The sequence below is a fragment of the Arthrobacter sp. Y3223164 genome, assembly GCF_059091005.1.
In genome coordinates, this window is the sequence record NZ_JBNHGF010000504.1 from 1 (window position 1) to 1,703 (window position 1,703).

The 1,703-nt window shown below is 69.8% G+C and carries 1 protein-coding gene; it reads right to left on the bottom strand.

Annotated elements, in window-relative coordinates; all coding sequences use genetic code 11:
* Nucleotides 1-9 precede the first annotated feature (9 nt).
* Complete coding sequence (locus AC5RUJ_RS15845; RefSeq protein WP_494156195.1) at nucleotides 10-1,590, bottom strand: ABC-F family ATP-binding cassette domain-containing protein; 1,581 nt, start codon at nucleotides 1,588-1,590, stop codon at nucleotides 10-12.
* Between the last annotated feature and the right edge of the window lie 113 nt (nucleotides 1,591-1,703).

Here is a 1,703-nt window from a genome sequence, read left to right on the forward strand (position 1 = left end):
TGACTTTATTTATGACGTGTGATGTTCGGATGGGGACGGCGCGGGCCGGCCGGCGAGCGCCGCTTCGCGGAGCTCAAGGTACTGGTCCACTCCCCCGGGCAGCCCGCGGAGCTTGCCGTCGCCCAGCAGCGCCACCTGATGGTCGGTCACCCGTTCCAGTAGGTAGCGGTCGTGCGAGACGACCACGAGCGTGCCCGGCCAGCCGTCGAGCACATCCTCCACGGCCGCCAGCGTGTCCGTATCCAGGTCGTTGGTGGGCTCGTCCAGCATCAGCACGTTCGGTTCCCCGACCAGCAGCCGCAGCAGCTGCAGCCGCCGCCGCTCCCCGCCGGACAGGTCGCGCACCGGCGTCCACTGCTTCTCCTTGGAAAAGCCGAGCTGTTCCACCAGCTGGCTGGCGGAAACCTCGCGTCCGCCGATGTTGAAGACCTGGCGTTCGCGCTGAATCACCTCCACCACTCGGAGGTCCATGACATCGTCGAGTTCGCGGACTTCCTGCGTGAGCATGGCCGTCTGCACCGTCTTGCCGCGCTTGACCTTGCCGGCCGTGGGCTGGATCTCGCCGTTCAGCAACCGCAGCAGGGTGGTCTTGCCCGCCCCGTTGACGCCGACCAGGCCGAGCCGTTCCCCCGGTGCCAGCCGCAGCGTGATGTTGTCGAACAGCGCGGCGGGCCCGCCGTCGCCGTCCGTGGGCCGGGCCGGCGGGGTGTAGGAAACCTGCTCCAGGTCCAGCACGTCCTTGCCGAGCCGGGCGGTGGCCATCTTGTTCAGGGCCACCGCGTCCCGGGGCTCGGGCACGTCGGCGATCAGCTCGTTGGCCGCTTCAATCCGGAACTTCGGCTTCGCGGTCCTGGCGGGAGCACCGCGGCGCAGCCAGGCAAGCTCCTTTTTCACCAGCTGCTGCCGCTTGCCTTCGACGACGGCAGCCGTCCGGTCGCGTTCCGCACGGGCCAGCACGTAGGCGGCGTACCCGCCGTCGAACGGGTCGACGGTGCCGTCGTGGACCTCCCAGGTCCGGGTACACACTTCGTCCAGGAACCAGCGGTCGTGGGTGACCACCAGGAAGGCCCCCTCGGTGGGGCGCCACCGCGTCTGCAGGTGGCGGGCCAGCCAGGCGACCCCCTCGACGTCGAGGTGGTTGGTCGGCTCGTCGAGCATGATCACGTCATGGGGCTCGATCAGCAGCTTGGCGAGGGCGACCCGGCGGCGCTGCCCGCCGGACAAGGACGACACCGTCGCGTGCCAGTCGACGTCGCCGACGAGGCCGTTCATGATTTCGCGGATCTGCGGGTTGGAGGCCCACTCGTACTCGGCCGCTTCGCCGACGATCGCCACGCCGACCGGCAGGTCTCCGTCCAGCACGTCCTGCTGGTCCAGGTAGCCCACGTTGACGTCGCCGCGCTTGGTGACCCGGCCGTCGTCGGGCGTGGCGCGGTGCGCCAGCAGCCGCATCAGGGTGGACTTGCCGTCGCCATTGCGCCCCACCATGCCGATCCGGTCCCCTTCGTTCAGGCCGAGGGACACCGAGTCCAGGATGGTGCGGGTGGCAAAGGAGACGCTGACGTTTTCTGCGCCGAGCAGGTGGACCAAGGATGCTGCTTTCTGTTGCGTTGGTGGAGGCGGACGCGCCGCCGCCGCGTTCCAGGGGCGGGGCCGGGCGGTCAGGCCATGATGCGGGCGCCGTGCACCGGTCCGCGGACCGG